The sequence below is a fragment of the Paenibacillus donghaensis genome, assembly GCF_002192415.1.
GTDB classification, from domain to species: Bacteria; Bacillota; Bacilli; order Paenibacillales; family Paenibacillaceae; genus Paenibacillus_AQ; species Paenibacillus_AQ donghaensis.
Genome location: NZ_CP021780.1, coordinates 595,188 through 611,298, shown reverse-complemented (window position 1 = coordinate 611,298; position 16,111 = coordinate 595,188). Strand labels below are relative to the sequence as shown.

Annotated in this window: 11 protein-coding genes and 1 pseudogene; 3 read left to right on the top strand and 9 right to left on the bottom strand. The window is 44.5% G+C overall.

Annotation, left to right across the window (positions count from 1 at the left end; all coding sequences use genetic code 11):
- Complete coding sequence (locus B9T62_RS02380) at positions 1-1,881, bottom strand: beta-glucoside-specific PTS transporter subunit IIABC (RefSeq protein ID WP_087913798.1); 1,881 nt, start codon at positions 1,879-1,881, stop codon at positions 1-3.
- Positions 1,882-3,310: 1,429 nt separating this feature from the next.
- On the bottom strand, positions 3,311-4,291 hold the full coding sequence (locus tag B9T62_RS02375; RefSeq protein WP_087913797.1) for an aldo/keto reductase: 981 nt from the start codon (positions 4,289-4,291) through the stop codon (positions 3,311-3,313).
- Positions 4,292-5,224: 933 nt separating this feature from the next.
- Here B9T62_RS02375 and B9T62_RS40430 point away from each other — a divergent pair.
- Together B9T62_RS40430 and B9T62_RS02360 are read left to right on the top strand one after the other, a co-directional pair.
- Entirely contained in the window at positions 5,225-5,494 is a 270-nt protein-coding gene (locus tag B9T62_RS40430) for a helix-turn-helix domain-containing protein (protein ID WP_087913796.1), read from the top strand.
- 213 nt (positions 5,495-5,707) lie between these two features.
- Entirely contained in the window at positions 5,708-6,781 is a 1,074-nt protein-coding gene (locus tag B9T62_RS02360) for a tyrosine-type recombinase/integrase (RefSeq protein WP_211296400.1), read from the top strand.
- Positions 6,782-7,556: 775 nt separating this feature from the next.
- Here B9T62_RS02360 and B9T62_RS02355 read toward each other — a convergent pair.
- The 3 genes and pseudogenes from B9T62_RS02355 to B9T62_RS02345 all read right to left on the bottom strand — a co-directional run.
- Positions 7,557-7,856 carry a hypothetical protein gene (locus tag B9T62_RS02355; protein ID WP_157685410.1) on the bottom strand — a complete coding sequence of 100 codons (300 nt, stop codon included), beginning with the start codon at positions 7,854-7,856 and terminating at the stop codon, positions 7,557-7,559.
- A complete protein-coding gene (locus B9T62_RS02350) occupies positions 7,853-8,059 on the bottom strand; it encodes a helix-turn-helix transcriptional regulator (protein WP_245864315.1) in 207 nt (68 codons plus the stop codon). The genes B9T62_RS02355 and B9T62_RS02350 overlap by 4 nt, the downstream gene beginning before the upstream one ends.
- Before the next feature lie 254 nt (positions 8,060-8,313).
- A pseudogene (locus tag B9T62_RS02345) lies at positions 8,314-8,811 on the bottom strand (apiosidase-like domain-containing protein); the annotation flags it as partial.
- Positions 8,812-9,104: 293 nt separating this feature from the next.
- Between B9T62_RS02345 and B9T62_RS02340 the strand changes: the two are divergent.
- Positions 9,105-10,154, top strand: a complete 1,050-nt coding sequence (locus B9T62_RS02340; protein WP_087913794.1) for a LacI family DNA-binding transcriptional regulator — start codon at positions 9,105-9,107, stop codon at positions 10,152-10,154.
- A 12-nt stretch (positions 10,155-10,166) separates the two neighbouring features.
- On the opposite strand, the gene B9T62_RS02335 is transcribed toward B9T62_RS02340, so the two are convergent.
- From B9T62_RS02335 to B9T62_RS02320, 4 genes are all read right to left on the bottom strand, one after another.
- Positions 10,167-10,580 (bottom strand): substrate-binding domain-containing protein, encoded by a 414-nt coding sequence (locus B9T62_RS02335; protein ID WP_281257749.1) that lies wholly within the window; start codon positions 10,578-10,580, stop codon positions 10,167-10,169.
- Positions 10,581-11,448: 868 nt separating this feature from the next.
- Positions 11,449-13,155: a glycoside hydrolase family 3 protein gene (locus B9T62_RS02330; protein ID WP_087913792.1), complete on the bottom strand. Its 1,707-nt coding sequence runs from the start codon at positions 13,153-13,155 to the stop codon at positions 11,449-11,451.
- Entirely contained in the window at positions 13,148-14,365 is a 1,218-nt protein-coding gene (locus tag B9T62_RS02325; protein WP_087913791.1) for an MFS transporter, read from the bottom strand. Before B9T62_RS02325 ends, B9T62_RS02330 begins: the two co-directional genes overlap by 8 nt.
- The gene (locus tag B9T62_RS02320) at positions 14,362-16,104 is read right to left on the bottom strand and encodes a DUF5605 domain-containing protein (RefSeq protein WP_087913790.1); all 1,743 of its coding nucleotides are present in this window, start codon (positions 16,102-16,104) and stop codon (positions 14,362-14,364) included. Before B9T62_RS02320 ends, B9T62_RS02325 begins: the two co-directional genes overlap by 4 nt.
- Positions 16,105-16,111: the final 7 nt, after the last annotated feature.

The following is a 16,111-nucleotide window of genomic DNA, read 5'->3' as shown; positions in this document are numbered from 1 at the left end:
TTATTTTATTACTGTTATTAGTGAATCATTAAAATCTACAGATGTGTTTGTTGTTACTGTCACACTGGAATAATCCGTCGTGTTAGTCACAATTACGGGTACTTGAGTGATAAAGCCTGCTTCTTTGATTTTAGCAACATCGAATAAAAGCAATTGCTGACCGAGTGTTACTTTTTGGCCTTCTTCAACAAAAGTCTCAAAATGCGCACCTTTTAACTTCACTGTGTTTATGCCTACATGAATTAAGACTTCAACTCCATCATCTGATTGAATTCCAATAGCATGTTTTGTCCGAGCAACGGCTGTAATGGTTCCGTTAAACGGTGCCACAACTTTGCCCTCACTTGGTTCAATAGCAATTCCTTTACCTAAAGCTTCTGAAGAAAAAGCTTCATCCACAATATCGGTAAGCGGCACCAGCGCTCCTTTTAACGGACTTGTTATTAAACTGTCTTGGAGTGCAGGCTGCATTTGATCCGTCTTTTTGGCAACAACAGATGCCGTCGCCTGTGCTTCAGCATTCTTTTCATATTTAATGGAGAGGATGTAAGTTAATATCGCTGTTACTGCAATCGTGATGACTAAAGCAATTAAAATATTGTATAAATTCCAGATATTCTCGCCTATATAAAGAGGAATCGCTGGAATTCCTGAGGCTCCTGTTGCATAGCGGAAAACATTTGTAAAACCTGCATACACACCGCCACATGCACTACCAATCATCGCTGCGACCAGAGGATAACGTTTGGGTAAATTGATACCATAGAGAGCGGGTTCAGTTACTCCCATTAATGCAGTTATCCCTGTTGAGGTAGCAATTTGTTTTTGAGCAGAATTTTTCACTTTGAAACTAACTATAAGTGCAGCTACACCTTGAGAGATATTGGAAAGGAGTGCTCCTGGGCCAATAATATTTTCTAGTCCGGTTGTAGCCAATTGCATTTGACTCAGTGGTGAAATACTATAATGGATACCGAACATTACTAAGATCGGCCATAGTGTTGCAACTATGATGATTACCATCCAATTGCCATAGCTCGCTAACCAATCAAATCCAATCGCAATATAATCTCCAATATACGAACCTAGCGGACCAATAATTGTTAAAGCTAACGTTCCAGTAATTAAAATTGTAAACATAGGAATAAAAATAATTTTTATCGCATTCGGAATGATCTTTTTTAAAAAACGTTCTATATAAGACTGGAAAAACACAATTAATAATATTGGAATAACCGAGGAACTATAGGTTACGAGCCGGACTGGCAGACCGAATAAATGTACATCATCCCCGTCTGTCTTTAATTGGATAAAGCTCGGATGCAAGAGAATTCCTGCTAAAAACATTGCTAAAAATGGACTGGCTTTCAGTTTCTGAGCTCCACTGTAAGCAAGGAAAAATGGTAGAAAGTAGAACACTGCATCAGCCATGAAATTTATAATGTAATATGTTTGTGATTCCTTGGAAATTAAATCAAATAAAAGCAGCAAGGCCAGAAATGCCTTAATCATTCCCGCGCCAGTAATGGCCGGAATAACCGGACTGAACGTAGCTGATATAAAATCGATAACCCGATTTAAAGCATTGGGTTTCTTCGTTTCTGCTGCTGGTGCTTCTTCATTATTCGAGATACTTGAATGTTTGATGATCTCTTCATGGACCTCCTCCACGTGCGTACCGACAATTACTTGAAATTGTCCACCACTTTCAATAACATTTGCAACACCTTCTAGCTTTTTCATGCCATCTTTATCCGCTTTTTTATCATCGTTTAGAATAAAACGCAGTCTTGTTTGACAATGACTTAATGATGAGACATTCTTCTCGCCACCTACCTTTTCAATAATTTGCTGGGCAAGTGTTTCATACTTTTTACTCATACATTTCCCCTTCTTTGCTTTAAGATTTACAGAGATACCGTCTAGTTGCTTAGGACTCTTAAGATTACAGGTATACCTTAGCAATAAAAGTAAGCGCGTTCAAGGTACATCGATATATTGAAATAGCGTTTCTCGAAAACGATTTCAAACCCTAAAAAACTCGAAATAGAATGAAACGAAAAGTTTTTCTTCAACTATATACTGGTATTAATCCCTTATTATTCTATATTTAGTTTTAGCTTAAGGACGTTCCTCAGTCCGACGCTTTTACCGGAAGAGATTTCGTTCATCCAAGAGTTCCAATACCTGCTGCTTACTTTTCTACACGGATATAGAGCTAATCTACCCATTCTCTAAACTCAAAGGACCGCTACCACTGGCAAATTGGCTCTATTATCTAAAAAGTATCGTCTACAATTAGTTAATTTAGCCCTTATGTAACTGAGCAATTAATTATTATCGAACGGATAAGAAGTGATTTCTAGAGTTAGCACAGCCGAGAATGCGATCGAGATCGTTCGCGGAGAATGTGGAATGGCTTCGTCTTTTAGTCTTATAGAGCGCCTTTTTACAGATTCCTAAAAAAATCCCGTGTGGTGGAGGGTCTCCCCAGTTCAATGCATTATCTTTCATTCCATGCCGTTCCCTATACGCCGGATGGTTCTTCCCTGCTGCTCCAAGTTTTGCACAGTTTCCTGCCTTCGTCTATATCCGCGAGACTCGGCGCCCTCTTTTCCCCTTCACAGGGCCTTTTTGACGACGCAGCAGGATTCACTTGATGTTGCGGCCTGGATTGTTGCTCGCCCAGTCTCGGACCAGTACTTTCGTCGATGCGCTTCTACACACGAATTTCGCCATGTGCAGGCATCTTAGCTACAAAGGTGGCTTGGCCCCTCATTTGGTTGGTCTTTCACCAACTAGATAATGCGTGCCTATGGGCACGCCGGATCAAAAAATTGGTTTAACACCTACTACCCATGAAGATTTGGTCGTCAGCTTTGTTGCCTCTGCATATGTTGGATCGGTCGAATAGTGGTTCAAGATTAACAAGCTCGTTTCACATAACGTATTAGGAGAAGAACTGGGAATCTGTTAGTAAAAACCTATTTGATTCGTTTATAGCTGAATTAGGTTTGCGGTAAATCTTGAAAACAAAAATAGAGTCGAGAAATTACCTCCTCAACCCTATTTTTTGAAATATCATTCTAGAATTGTCCATAACGGTTTTTCAAAATGATGTGCCGCTTGCCCTTAAAAAACAAGCCATTTGTACAGTCCTCTTGTGTTTAACATTAAATTCTGTGTTTTATTCCGACTTACAGGGGGAATAAAACCAATACGTTCATAATAACGGAGTATGTCCTGTAAAGATTTTTTTTCACTACCTTAGGTAATTGTCATCGACATATTACTTATCATTTTTATCCTTTTACTGAAAACCGATATAGGGATGAGCAACATAGGGCTCTTCCAGATATGCCATATCTTCATGTGATAATTTAATCGACAAAGCAGATATCGCATCCTCGAGATGAGAAATCTTCGTGGCGCCAATAATCGGAGACGTAACCGGCTCCTTCTGTAGAATCCAAGCAAGGGCGACTTGAGCACGAGGTATTCCACGCTGTTCCGCTAAGGACGCAACTCTCTCCACCACTAAACGATCGGCCTCCTCATAGGGACCATACTGGGTCTTCTGAACCTTGTCCGTTTCGGCACGCGGTGTCGTTGTACTCCAATCCCGCGTCAAGCGACCCTTTGCAAGCGGACTGTAGGGCAATACAGCGATTCCATCGGCTTGGCAAAGAGGAAGCATCTCTCGTTCCTCCTCACGATACATGAGGTTGTAATGATTCTGCATCGATACAAATCGTGTCCAGCCGTTTTTCTCCGCAACATGCTGTGCCTTCAAAAACTGCCAGGCATACATAGCTGAGGCACCAATGTATCTCACTTTACCCGCCTTCACCACATCATGAAGCGCCTCCATCGTCTCCTCAATCGGTGTTCCATAATCCCAACGATGAATCTGGTATAAATCAACATAATCTGTTCCCAAACGCCGTAGACTGTTGTCGATCTCCGTCATGATTGCCTTACGGGAAAGACCAGCGGCATTGGGGCCTTTTCGCATGGGAAAACGAACCTTTGTCGCGATAACCAACTCATCCCGGTTTGCATAATCCTTGAGTGCCCGTCCAACAATTTCTTCGCTTGATCCAACGGAATACATATTTGCCGTATCAAAAAAATTGATTCCGGCATCAAGTGCTTTCTTGATTATAGGACGACTGCTTTTCTCATCAAGAACCCATGGATGGTCCCAATTCTCAGCAACACCAAAACTCATACAGCCGATGCATAGTCTTGATACGTCCAGTCCGGTATTCCCCAACTTAACATACTCCATCTTCTATTCGCTCCTTTGACTTTATCATCTAATGCTTCTTCAAACGTGTACTGTTCCTACGCTTCGCAGACAGTACAGTAACCACACCTTTAAGGCGATATAGCTTTATTGTACTAACGCTTGAAGTCCCTACATATTTCATAGTCTATCCTCTGGAGTTAACTCCAAGTCAAGGCCATAATCTACAAAAGTTTCTTAGTATTTTTCCTACTGTGATTGAGAGAGACACTATATATTAAGCTGTCACAAAAAGGTGACAAACAGGCAGAAGCCGAGTTGATTAAAAGAAGGATTAATTTACAAGTTATCCTGGCATAACGGTATATACAGTGAAGATTGCAAACAACAATTAATATTGGAATTTATTCTAGTGGTAAGACGCTTTGATCTCACTCGTTATTTGAAAGAGAAAGAGTAAATCTATTTTTTTTGGCAATTCAGTTGCTTTATTTATATACTTTGTCATTTATTAATTGAAGGATACAAAAGTAAATTTTAATCTGTCCTTCATAATTTGCGATCTTTGACAAATTCATATTAACTTATCTCAAATACTTTTCTCTTGTATCCGTGAAAATGGAAAGCGACCAAGCAGAGATGCCAAGATGACCCATCTAGATCTGAAAGATCAAAAATGAGTTTGAGCGATCCAACTCCGGCTTGTATCCATCTTGGTAAATGGAATCGCAAAGATCTGCAAGAGGGATAATGATACTTCTGCCTGGCCAACGTAATGGTATTGGGGGCAGCTCGCTCGGATGAGGGGGAGTCTCTGTAGAAGATCAGAGCTATGATGTCGACTCACCAACGACAGTTTGAGATATTCTTCTATTAACAAAGCAGCACCATTTATTTCAATGCAATTAAGTTTCAGTATAACCATTCATTCAAGTGATTGTACTTTTGTACAACTTAAGAAGTGGAGGTTAGAATATGTATCAATCTCCACTTGTAGCAATCAATCAACAAGACGCGTATGATCTTTTGTTTCAAAACTATCCTGACGTAGTCAATATTACTGAAATGTGTGAAATGCTTGGAGGCATAAGCAACAAGACTGCTTATAAATTACTGCAAGAGGATAAAATTAGTCATTGTAAAATTGGTCGGATTTATAAAATCCCAAAAATAAATATCCTTTTGTATCTTAATTTGTTCACTCTCAATTTCGACCGCTCTCACTTCGACGCTTTACCGCATTGAACCATTTCTTCCATTCGTGTTATAATTAATACGTCAATGGTAGGAGCAATGCGGGCTATGAAGGAGGAGTATTCATGGTAGCAGGCCACCTACAAGAAAAAAAAAGATCTTTTTTATATCGTCCTGAATTGCAAGGATGAAGAAGGTAAGAGAAAACCAAAATGGATTCCTACTGGCCTTACGGTAAAAGGAAACAAAAAAAGAGCAGAAGCATTGCTATTAGAGACAAGGAGGGAATTTACTCTTCTTTTAAATGCTACTGAGGAAGAACCAATAGTTGAAGAAGTTATCGAAGAAATGTCATCTGAAGAGCCAGTCGATCAAGGACCCCTATTTTCTGTCTTCATGCTTCAGTGGCTAGCAATGATGAAACACCAGGTTGAATTTATCACTTACGCTTCGTATCACAACGTCATTACTAATCATGTTGTACCTTACTTTGAAGAAAAAGGGCTGTTCCTCAAAGAGCTATTACCATGTCACATTCAAGATTACTATCAGTATGAGCTTGAAGAAAATGGAGTGACAACCAACACGGTTCTCCATTATCACGCTAATATTCGCAAAGCGTTAACACATGCTCTCAAAAATGATTTAATTAACACTAATCCGGCAGATAAGATTGAAAGACCAAAGAAAAATGATTTTGTAGGCAGTTTTTACAACAAGCAGGAGACTAATATTCTGTTTGAAAAAGTTAAGGGCGAACTGATAGAGCTAGCAGTCATTCTTGCCGCTTTTTATGGATTGCGGCGAAGTGAAGTGGTTGGATTGAAATGGACAGCTATAAATTTTGAAAACAAAACAATTAGTATTAGGCACACTGTAACTCCGGTTTATTTTGAAGGTCAAGAATACATCATTGAAAAGGACCGCGCTAAAAACAAACCGAGCCGCCGCACCTTACCTCTTGTGCCAGCTTTTGAGGATTTACTGCTGCGTATTCGTGAGCTTCAAGCTCTCAATAAAGCCATATGTGGTAAATCCTACTGCACAGATTACGAGGAGTATATCTATCTGGATAAGTTGGGACAACGAATTAAACCGGGCTATATCACACAAAACTTCACTAGAACTCTTAAAAAAAATGGTCTTCGTCATATTCGTTATCACGACCTGCGTCATAGTTGTGCAAGCCTCCTACTCGCCAATGGAGTCAGTATGAAAGAAATTCAGGAATGGCTGGGACACAGCAACTATTCTACAACAGCCAACATTTATTCTCATCTAGAGTACAGCTCCAAAGTATCTTCGGCATCAACAATGAGCGGTGTTTTGGTCTTTTAATAAAAAAAGATCGCACTACCCTCAATATTTCATGAGAGTCATGCGATCTCCTCCTCGTTCTTTCCTTCGGAAAAAGGAGAGAACTGCAGGAGAGAACTCGATAAAAAGTTCTCTCCCAAGTTGTTTCAAAAACCAAGGTTTTTCGGAAAAAACCCTTATAAATCAAGGATGCCGAGGACGGGGGTCGAACCCGTACGGTACTCACGTACCGCAGGATTTTAAGTCCTGAAATGGTCTTCGTAGACCCTTTTCTACGCTATGGGAAGTTCGAGCATAAAGCCTTTAACCATGCGGGTTAAAGGCACCTTTTGTGTTCTATAGTCTCTGCGTTCAGAAATTTGTATATGCAGCCATGTTAGCAAAAATGTTAGCACAAAGATTTGAGCAGAAGTTTTACGCCCCTGCTCTTTTTTACGTCCAATCAAATCACTGTTTGATTAGGGATTAACGCGTCAAATATCAAGGATTTAAAAACAATTTAAAATTACAGCTGAAGGTAAGGCAATCGATTTGACTACAAATAAAGAAATCAATGTGAAGGATATCTAATTGGGACAGTTGACCGGAGTCCAAGACAAGGCATCTGGTGATGTCTCTATTCAGGCTAGCTGTCGTGAATACGTGGGAACGATGTGTGGACTGATGGGTGGTTATGGTATGGCTGAACTTTGTGCCTTAGCCGCTCTAGCGGGAGGGCTTCCAGGACTTGGCTGGGCAGTGATTTATGCAGTTATCGCTACTTTGGGGTGCTCATCGGCTATGGATTTATTCTGTTCTATCTTTTTGATATAAATGCTCCGATGCTCAAGGAAAGCATAAGCGCTAATAAGAAAAGCCAGATGTAATTAAGGTTGATGAAATCATTCCCCATAGCGGTGAATACCCCCAACGAAATCACACCGATTATTCCAAATACACTTATAATTCCTATTGTATTTTTTTGAAACCGCTGTTGGACTCGCTCGTCGGCTTCAGGAAGCCCCGATTTTATACGTTTTCTTCGTTTCAAAAGCAATGGGGTGAGGGCGGCAACCACAAATGCTATAGCTATCAGAAGAAATTCAGTTTTCATCATAGTTCCTCCTTAGTATAGGTGAAGATCTCTTCAATTGGTCGGTCAAAAAAGTTAGATATTCTAAACGAAAGCTCAAGGCTGGGATTAAATTTATTGTTTTCAATCGCAATAATGGTTTGGCGTGTGACATTTAAAATTTTAGCCAACTCATACTGCCTGAGGCCCTTTTCCTTTCGGTATTCCTGTACTTTGTTAGTAATCACATCTACATTCATCCTTCCTGGAAAAGTAAAGTTTTATATACCTTAATTATATTTCGGGAAATATAAAAAGTAAATTTTTATATACTTTTTTTCTTAAATGAATCATTTATTACATTAGAGTAGGCTAAGAGGAATCAGTGGTTCTTCGTCTAGAAAAACCTATTTTTTGTGATGAAGAAAATTTCTTTATATTTACGTTTCAAACTGCTCTGAAATGACTGTAAGAATGTTTCATTATTCGAGTCAATTTCATAAGAGTACCTGCCATACACATTGCGGCTGTAGCTGATTTGTTCATAGCAGGGTTCCCCGTTAATTACGGGACGCGTACGCGGTCTCATATAAAAATGCGTCAAGCGCTTTCTTGTAGTACGCAACGGCTTGTACGCTTGGGAAATCGGTATCGCCGCTAATCATGTAGATAGGATTATATTTGGAGAAATACTTCACGGCATATCTTACATAGGGCTCCACAGCCTCGAGCGGCATTTCATTACCTTTTTGATACATCCCGGCCCAGGTATCTGGTACATAATTGCACCACAGAAGCACCAATGCAGGAATGAAACCGCGCCCGGATATCCAAACCCGCTGGCGTCCCACTGGCGCAGAATGTTAATTTGCAGCACATTGAAGCCTTGCATTTTCCGATAATCTAAATATTCTGACCATTCTTCGATGGAAGCATTGGTGAACGCGCTCCATACTGTATCCCCTAAATAAAAAAATGGCTTTTCGTTTAGTGCAAACATTCGTTGATTTTCAGTGACGGATAATCTCAATGATGACCACCTTGCTTTTCTAGTGTTAAGCAAATTTTCTAGTTTATATAATTTAATATAAATAAGTCCCCTTAAAAACTTAAATTCAACTAAATAATCCGCTTCCACTTCGAATTCTAGCATTTTGATCGTTTTTCGCCAAATATTTTTTTGATTATTTAATTTAATTTAGTTTAGTTTAGTTTGTAACATGAACTTTTGTTAATAATAATGTTATACTTTTCACAGTAGTTTACACCTTATTCTGATCAGGAGTGGTAATCGTGAAAATAGATGATATTGCTAGACTTGCCGGGGTTTCCAAATCCGCCGTTTCCCTGGCTCTAAACAACAAGACAGGTGTAAGCGAAGCTACACGCCAGCATGTTTTGGAAATTTCGCGGGCACACGGGTATACCCCACGAACATTTAAATCAAATAAAGTTTTATCCAAAAAAAGCTCGATTATAAGGTTTATCGCTTGTAAAAATACGGATATCGTCACCGAGCATTATGAATCCTTGCCGTTCTTCAATGAACTCATCCATCACTTGACAGCCTTCGCCGGAGTACTTGACCATACACTGATTATCTCGTCCATCCCGATCCAAAACTTGAAAGGAGACATAGAAGCTCTTGAAAATGAGCAGCCCTCTGATGGTATATTGATGCTTGGCACGAATTTGCCTGCGCAGATGATCGAGAGCTTGCAATCGATTCATCCTCATATGGTGTTCCTAGACACTTACTTCGAACACATTGACGCAAGTTTTGTGGCCATTAATAACTATCTGGGAGGATATCAGGCGGGAAAGCATCTCTTATCTTTGGGGTATCGGAACATAGGATATGTGCAATCCGAAGTGCGAATCTTTAATTTCATTAAACGCAAGGAAGGATTCTTGGCGGCCTTGAAAGAGGAGAAGTTGGGACTCGAAGAGACTCTTACCTTTGCTATGAACCCCATGTCGGTGATGTCACAAGAGGCTTTTAAAAAGGCTGTAGGGGAGGTTGAGCAATTTCCTTCGGCCATTTTCTGTGAAAATGATTACATGGCCATTAGCGCCATCAAAACCTTTCAAGAACTTGACATTAAGGTGCCTGGCCAAGTGGCAGTAATGGGATTTGACAATATTTTGGAAGCCAAAGTGATTAGTCCCGAGTTAACGACGATTCATGTGAAGAAAGACGTTATTGCTAAAACGGCGATGGATGTTTTAATGAGAAAAATAAGTGGCCAAGATGAAAGCCATATGCAAATAAGCGTTAATACGGAAGTATTTGAACGCAAGTCATGTCGTGTTCCGAATATGGACACTGAAGATCACAGATAAGGCCTGATCCTCTCAGGTCGTTTCCCGCTCCACGAGACGGAAGGTCATTGGCTGAAGCTCCAGATTTCGACCTATCAGTTTGGGAGTCATTAAACGAAAAGAGTTCCTCGCCTGACTGGAGATTGGATTGTAGATGGTCGTTATGCCAAGTGTACGTGACAGCTCCGAATTATCGAAGCCGACGATCGCCAGCTCCCCCGGCACACTCAAACTCTGCCGGCGCGCCTCGCTTAAAACGCCAGCAGCGACCCAATCGTTAGCGCACAGTACCGCTTGCGGCCGATTCTTTGCAGCCACCAATCTCTGTACCACCTGTTCGCCATAGCGAAGGCTATAAACGGAGGAGTAGTACCATTTTTCCGCGATGGGAAGCAGGTATTGGGCCATAATTTGCTCGTAAGCCTGAGGCCTGCTTCGGGTGTTGATGCTGCTGGGACGTCCGAAAGCATTAGCGATCTATTTGCAACAACCCACATAACCGTTAAGACTTTAGATTAACAAACAAACTGGTTAGAGACTGACCTGTGATTGACTCGGTCAAATACTCGCTAACCTTGAACCCTTCTACCTGACGGATCTCAGAGTAATGACGTAAACTTGTCTTCGAAATTTAAAAAAGTAACTGGAATGACACCACTACAATATCGAAAAGAAAGTAATTTATAGGCTCAAAACCAAAATCAGCGGTTGACCCCTTGTGAATGATGCCCGCTACGGGTTAGGAGGGTTCTTCCGATCGCTGTTAAAGCCCGATTTCCTTATTGTAACCTGCAGATTCAGTTCCATGATAGTCTCATATGTCCAGTCCAAAGAATTAGTTGCGAAACTGCATCTATTTAGCCGTTTTTTTCTGTGTTGGAGGAAATAAGTGCGAAAACGCACCTAATTTAGGATTTTGAGTGTAATAAGCTTGTTTTACTCGAATTCAGTTGCAGATATGTACTTATTATCCTGATAATGGGTGTTTCGGCTGAAATTAGTTGCAGCTTCGTATCTAATTCGACCGAAGATTCCAGGGCAACACTCTAAATCCTGGCTGAATTCTAAGCAGTAACGAAATGTGAGAATAAGCCACTCTTCCTATAGCGGAAGAGTGGCTTATTTGATGAGGTATAGGTTACTACGTAAGGCCCTCCGCTCTGTTCACTCGTATAGTCAACCGCTGATTTTTAGATTGAGCCAATTTATATTCGAATAAATTACTTCTTTTAGACGACTCTATCTCATCTGATTGATGAACATAAAGAACAGGGTATAACGATTTAGGCAGTCTGCAAGTCAATTCATAAAAAGTCTACAGCCGCGTATCCCACATCCCGCAGAACGGATCAACAGGGTTTGTGCCTTTGAAGGACGAGCGTCCGGCCAGCTTGTCAATTATAGCATGCAGGACATTGTCGTTCGAGTTGTAGGCATTGATAAAGGTACGGACTCTCGGCACATCCAAAAGATGATAGGGATTCTCCACCGAGATAAAGATCGTAGGAATCGACGACATATACACGGGTACATTGGCTCCCATCGGCTGGGCCCATTCAATCCGGACAGTCGTCTGGTTGCTTTTGGTGGACATGTTAGCCAAATAGAGGATCAGGTCGTATTTGCCGACAAATTCGCTCTGAGCCTTCATCCCGCCTTCCATACCCTGAGCAGGCGAGTATTGCTCCACTTCAAATCCTTCCTGAATCAGCAAGTCCCTGAACATATCAGCGACCCCCGCACGGACAGAATAGGCGACCCCTTGGCTTGATTCAATATCGTAGTACAGCACCCGCTTGTAACGTTCCGGGGTCACAGGCAGAATGCCGGCCTCCTCCTTGACCAGTGTGATAGCCTGATCCGCACACTCTTGCGCCCAACGCTGGTGTTCCGGCGCACCCAGCACCTGCATCGCTTGTTCCAGCTTGGGCACAAGCGATCCTTCCGCCTGCTTCGTATGCAGCTTCAGAGCCGCCTTCAGCGCCAGAATCTTCGTAAGCGCCTCATCCAGCCTTTCCGGAGTCACAATGCCTTCCTCTATTCCCTTCTTCATATAAGCGTAATCTTCATCCAGAGCCCGTGTGAACAGAAACATGTCGCAGCCTGCGGCAATCGCCCGGGGAACCGCCTGTTCCCGGGGCATGGCAATCATCATGCCGGCCATAGTCGAGGCGTCCGTAACCACAAGCCCGTTGAAGCCAAGTTGTTCCTTCAACAGCTTCGTGGTCAATTCATAGGATAGAGAGGCAGGCAGAATTTCTTCATCTTGCAGCTGCGGATTCAGGCGTTTGCTGTAAGCCGGCTGCATAATATGGCCGATCATTACGGTCATGGCCCCGGCATCAATGCAGGCTCTGTATACCTTGCCGTAAGAGGCATCCCATTCCTCGCAGGACAAGGAATTGATGCTGGTGACCAGGTGCTGGTCCCGTTCGTCGATACCATCACCCGGGAAATGCTTAATGGAAGCTGCGACGCCTTGCTCCTGCACTCCTTGGACGTACTGAACACCCATCCGCTGCACCCGCTCCGGGTCAGAACCGAACGTCCGCGTGTTGGTAATCGGATTGCGGAAATTGTAATCAATATCGATAATGGGCGCAAACGACCAGTTGCAGCCGACAGCTGCGCCCTCCTTGCCGCATACAAGTCCCAGCCGGTACGCCATCTCTTCGTTGTCCGTAGCGCCCACCTGCATAACCGAGCCGAGTGTCGTCCCTTCGTTCGCGATGCCAACGCCGCCTTTTTCCAGATTGGCGGCAATCAACATTGGAATCCGGGCATTCTCCTGCAAAATCCGAACCGACTCCACCGTTTCAGCGGCAGGCATCGGACGGCACATCAGCCCTCCGGCTTTGTAATCCTTCGCCAGGCTTTTCAGTAGCGTCTCTTCGCTACTGTAACCGATCAGACAAAACAGTTGTCCGATTTTTTCCTCCTCGGTCATACTGGCCAACGTCTCCCGAACCCAGCCGATATCTCCGTCAGACAAATAAAAAGGTTTTTCTTTTAAATTAATCATTAGCTTGCAGCTCCTTATTTGGATTCCTTTGCGGTTTGCGGATCATTAGCAGGTAGCACAACGCAGCCAAAAGCATGAAGCCGGCGGAACTCATGTACACGGTGGAATATCCGGTGGCCTGCAGCAAGAGGCCGATTACGATTGAACCGGCGGCATAACCCGCATCCATGGCCACCATGAAGGTAGCATTCCCCGCCCCTCTGCGCTCCGGCGGGCAACGCTTGATTGTCATTGCGTTCAGCAGCGGCTGGACCGTGCCAAAGCCAAGACCGTAAAGGGCGCCAACCAACATGATGAATGGAAGCGAAGCAGCAAAGGGCAGCAGCGTCAAAGCCACCGCGCCCAGCAGGAAGCCGGGCAGAATGACAACCGTCGGCCCGTACCGGTCAGAAATCCTCCCGCAAACCATCCGCGACACCAGCATAGCCCCGGCGCTGACAGTAAAGAAGAGGCCGATGGATTCGATTCCTCTGCTCAGTCCGAAAGCTGGCAGGAAGGTAATAATGCAGCCCTGCGGCATGGCGACAAAAAACGCGATCAGTGAGGTTGGCAGCGCCGTTTTTTCGAGAACCCACCGTTTGGGCCGCTTGACCGGCTGCACCGGAGTTGAGTGGAGAGCCGGAGTCGTCTCTCTTAAGAAACAGGCGATGACAAGCCCGCAAGCGGAGAACAAAAACGTCAATATATACAACAGTGTATAATTCTCCAGCCTGTTCACAACATATAGCCCGATGGCCGGTCCGAACGCTACGGCCAGCGTACCGGACAGCCCCGATAAGCCAATCCCCTCCATTAAACGTCGCGGCGGTAAAATGTCAGCGATCATGGTTCCCGCTGAGGTAGAACTGGCGCTAAAGCTCACACCGTGTATAAAACGGATCAGCAGCAGCAGCCATACAGCGCCGATAAAAGGATACGTTAATGCCGCTGCTGCCGATCCGGTAATTCCCACGATCAGGATGGCCCGCCTCCCCTTCCGGTCAATCCAATCCCCGAACAAGGGCCGGGTAAGGAAAGCAGCGATGGTGAACGCACCAGTCATGAGACCAGCGCTGGACTCATTTCCTCCGATATGCCGCATATAAAGAGGCAGGGTGGCCAGTTGAACGTTCATCGCTGTGCTTGCCAACAGGCTAATCAGCATCATGCCGATAAACGGCTTCGTCCATAATGGCTCCAATTCCGCTGTTTTCTTTGCACGGCGCCTCATTCCTTCACTGCGGATAACCGAACAGCCATATACGGCTTGCCCGGAAGCTCCAGACGGAAGCTCCCTTCATATCTGCCTTCCAGTTCCTGAATCGTCATATTCCACGTATCGATAAGATTCGCTTTGTAGGTAATTCCCGGCTTCATGTTGTACGTCCGGTAGCTGGGCTGATTGAAGCCATAATAGAATAAATAATACTCGTCCGCGAGGCCAGCGCAGGGAACATCCCATTCCGACTTTAGCGGATTCAGGCCCCCTCCGGGCGCCTCTTCGATGATTTCACGTAAAAAACCGATTCGCTCCGGGCTGCTTCCATGCAGCCGCCCCCCCTTGGACCACCACAAAATATCATCCGGATCAAGGTAGGTCTCTCCGTGCCCTACATAGCCCCCCCGGACCGCGCCTTCCCAGAAACGACGGGTCATTTCTTCACCGGTAATATTGCCCCAGCCCAGGTCGATATTGCCTTCGTAGGCACATTCGTCAATGACAATCGGCTTATTCCAGCGGGTACGCCATTCGTCAGTATTCTCCGCAGTCTTGTAAACGTCAATCCTCTGAACGCTGCAATGGGTAATCCAGGGCCGCGAATAATCATAGAACGTGAAACAGTTATGAATAGAGGCCAGGTGGTGATAAGGGTCGCTTGACGTAACAATCTCCGCATAACGTTCCCAATCTTCAGGCTCCTTCGCCCACATCAGATCATATTCATTGGCTATGGACCACCAGACATTGCGGAACGCGGATAGTCTGGCTGTGATATATCGCAAATACCGTTCATCCGCACTGGCGGACATTTCCGCGAACCCCCAGCGGTCATAGGCATGGAACAGGATCAGGTCGGCTTCGATGCCTAGCGCACCCAGTTTGCCGATTTGCTCTTCCAGGTGCCTAAAGAAGACCGGGTTGAACCGCGTTACATCCCACCCCGCTTCAAGCGAACCTTCATACGGATAATAGACCGGCTCGCCCGTATTAAACTGATAAAACTTCGGAAACACGCACATCCGCAGCTTGTTAAATGGGGCGGTGCGAAGTGTAGTCAGCGTCTCCCGTTCCAGTTCCTCCGGCTGGTGATTCCAGGCGTAGCAAGTCGTGCCTATCGGATAATACGGCTTCCCGTCTTCATAAGCGAAGTGGAACGTAGCCCGCACACGGACAGGGCCGTGGTTATCCGCCGCAGGCGGTGTACATTCGAATTGTCCCTGGATACCATCCAGCGAACGGGCATTGCTGAAGGTCCGGTAGGTCCACACGCCTTCCGTATCCGGCATAAAACGCAGCTTGTGGCTGCCGTCCCCGTCGTAAAATCCATGGATGCGCAGCGACCGTTCATTCTGGTGGAATTCCGCCTCAAGCCGTACATCCATGAACGGATTCCCGTGTTGCGGGCCGTGCAGTTCAAGCTCGAAGACGCTCCAGCGTTCAGCACTACCCGGCGCGGTTACACCGGCCGACCCAGCAAGGATATGTTCATCTTCATAGTCCTCCGCCGGTATGGGAAACACCTCTTCCGGATGGGCGGGAATCTGCTCTAGCTCGGACAGGATCGTCTCCAGCAGGCCTTCAGGCCAGGTCCAGGTATCGTTTGCTACCGCAAGCATGGGCAAGGTTTTCATTTTGATAAACGACAGATAAGGTGAATCCTCCAGATGCGGCAAATAATTCAGCAGCACTTTCCGGCCTGCGGGGTTTGCCCAGATATAGCCAATCTTCGTCTCACGATGTGATGCCATGATTAAC